Raw genomic sequence first — 2,586 nt, 5'->3', positions numbered from 1 at the left:
CCCGCCGCCATGGCCGCCGTCGCGCCGACCAGGACGGGCAGCCGGCCCACCCGCGCGGCCAGCCGACCCGCGCGCGGCGAGGACCACGTGCCCGCGAGATAGGCGAGGAAGACGAGGCCGGCCGCCGTCGGCGTCCAGGAGAACGGCGGGTCGAGCAGGCGGTACCCCACGAAGTTGTACAGCGCCACGAACCCGCCCATCAGCAGCGCCCCCTGCAGGTAGACGGCGACGAGCTCCGGCGAGCGCAGGTGGCCGCGCACGATGCGCACGAGCGTCGCCGGGGAGGTGGGCGACGGCGTGAAACGTCGGGCACGCGGCGTGATCGCCAGGAAGCCGACCGTGCACAGCACCCCGACCACGGTGACGGCCAGCATCCCGCCGCGCCACGAGGACGCCTCCGCGACGGGCAGGGCCAGGAGCCGGCCGGAGAGACCGCCGAGGGTGGTGCCGGCGATGTAGGTGCCGGCGGCCGCCGCGACCGCGTGCGGGGCCACCTCCTCCGCCAGCAGCGCCACGGCGAGTCCCGCGACGCCCCCGTGCGCCATGCCCTCGAGCAGGCGCAGGCCGAGCATGGCCTCGAACGTGGGTGCGAGGACGCCCGCGAGCGCGCACGCACTGGCGGAGACCATCGAGACCACCATGGCGCGTCGGCGGCCCCACCGGTCCCCGGCCACGGACCACGGCACCACCGACAGGGCGAGGCCGAGCGTGCTGGCGGAGACGAGCAGGGCGGCACGGTCCGCGGGGACGCCCAGGTCGTCGCTGACGAGCGGCAGCAGGCCCTGCGGGGAGTAGAGCTGGGCGAACGTGGCCACCCCGGCCAGGAACAGCCCGATCAGCAGCCTGCGGTACGCGGGCTCCCCGGGAGCGGCCGGCGCGGGTCCCGGCGGCGGAACGGCCGGGGGCCCCGCGCTCGGGGGCGGAGTGGTCGGGGGCACGCCCTCACTGTATCCAGGCTGTCCACTACCATCGGTCGGGTGACTACCTCGACCCCCTCCCTCGACCTGCACGACTCCTTCAAGGCGTACGACGTCCGCGGCATCGTGGGCGAGTCCATCACGGCGGAGAGCGTCCGCGCGGTGGGCGCGGCCTTCGTGGACGTGCTGGGCCTGGCCGGCCAGACCGTGCTGGTCGGCGGGGACATGCGCCCCTCCTCGCCCGCGTTCATGACGGCCTTCGCCGAGGGCGCCACGCGCCGCGGCGCCGACGTCGTCACCCTGGGGCTGATCTCCACGGACATGCTCTACTACGCGGCGGGCGTGAAGCAGGCCGCGGGCGTGGTGTTCACCGCCTCGCACAACCCGGCCGAGTACAACGGGATGAAGATGGCCCAGGCCGGCGCCGTGCCGGTCTCCTCGGACACCGGGCTGTTCGAGATCCGCGACGCGGCCCAGGCCTACCTCGACGCCGGTGAGATCCCCGCCGCCGAGACGGCCGGCACCGTGACGGAGGAGGACATCCTCCCCGGCTACGCCGCGTACCTGCGCTCGCTCGTGGACCTGACGGGGGTGCGCCGCCTGAAGGTCGTGGTGGACGCGGGCAACGGCATGGCGGGCAAGACCACCCCGGCTGTCCTCGGCGACGCCGAGCTGGCCGCCCTGCCGCTGGAGATCGAGCCGCTCTACTTCGAGCTGGACGGCACCTTCCCGAACCACCCGGCCAACCCGCTGGAGCCGGAGAACCTGCGGGACCTGCAGGCCGCCGTCGTGGAGCACGGCGCGGACATCGGCCTGGCCTTCGACGGCGACGCCGACCGCTGCTTCGTGATCGACGAGCAGGGCACCCCGGTCTCCCCCTCCGCGATCACCGCCCTGGTGGCCCGCCGCGAGATCGCCCGCGCGAAGGCCGACGGCGAGCAGACCCCCGTGGTCATCCACAACCTGATCACCTCCCGCGCCGTCCCCGAGCTCGTGGCGGCCGACGGGGGCCGGGCCGTGGAGACCCGTGTGGGCCACTCCTTCATCAAGGCGGTCATGGCCGCCGAGTCCGCCGTGTTCGGCGGCGAGCACTCCGCGCACTACTACTTCCGCGACTTCTTCAACGCGGACACCGGGATGCTCGCGGCCATGCACGTGCTGGCGGCCCTGGGCGGCCAGGAGCAGCCGCTGTCCGAGCTGGCCGAGGAGTACGAGCCGTACGTGGCCTCCGGCGAGATCAATTCGCAGGTGGAGGACAAGGACGCCGCCGTGGCCGCGGTGGTGGCGCAGTTCGCCCCCGCCGTGGGCGAGGGCGTCGGCGAGGGCCGGGCCGTGCACGAGGACTTCGCCGGGGTGGCCACCACGGTGACCCGCATGGACGGCACCACGGTCGCCGCCCAGGACGGCACGTGGTGGTTCAACCTCCGCCCGTCCAACACGGAGCCGTTCCTGCGCTACAACGGCGAGGCCCGCACGGCCGCCACCATGGAGGCACTCCGCGACGCCGTGCTGGCGATCGTCCGCGCCGAGCGCTGACCTCGGCGGCTCATCCGGCCTGGGCGAGGACGAGCGGCAGCACCCCCTGCGCGCCGGCCTCGCGCAGCACCCGCGCAGCCTCGGCGAGCGACCACCGCGAGTCGACGAGGTCGTCGACGAGCAGCACGGGGCC

General features: G+C 74.6%; 2 protein-coding genes. One reads left to right on the top strand and one right to left on the bottom strand.

Annotated features, from left to right (window positions below; genetic code table 11):
- Positions 1 to 938, bottom strand: a 938-nt coding sequence (locus HMPREF3105_RS11205) for an MFS transporter (RefSeq protein ID WP_246830383.1), incomplete at its 3' end; no start/stop codon positions are given.
- A 39-nt stretch (positions 939 to 977) separates the two neighbouring features.
- Between HMPREF3105_RS11205 and HMPREF3105_RS11200 the strand changes: the two genes are divergently transcribed.
- Positions 978 to 2,453, top strand: a complete 1,476-nt coding sequence (locus HMPREF3105_RS11200) for a phosphomannomutase/phosphoglucomutase (protein WP_070709648.1) — start codon at positions 978 to 980, stop codon at positions 2,451 to 2,453.
- Positions 2,454 to 2,586: the final 133 nt, after the last annotated feature.

Source organism: Micrococcus sp. HMSC31B01 (genome assembly GCF_001816085.1).
Lineage (GTDB): Bacteria > Actinomycetota > Actinomycetes > Actinomycetales > Micrococcaceae > Micrococcus > Micrococcus luteus.
The sequence above is the reverse complement of the archived record's forward strand: the minus strand, read 5'-3'. Positions and strand labels throughout refer to the sequence as shown.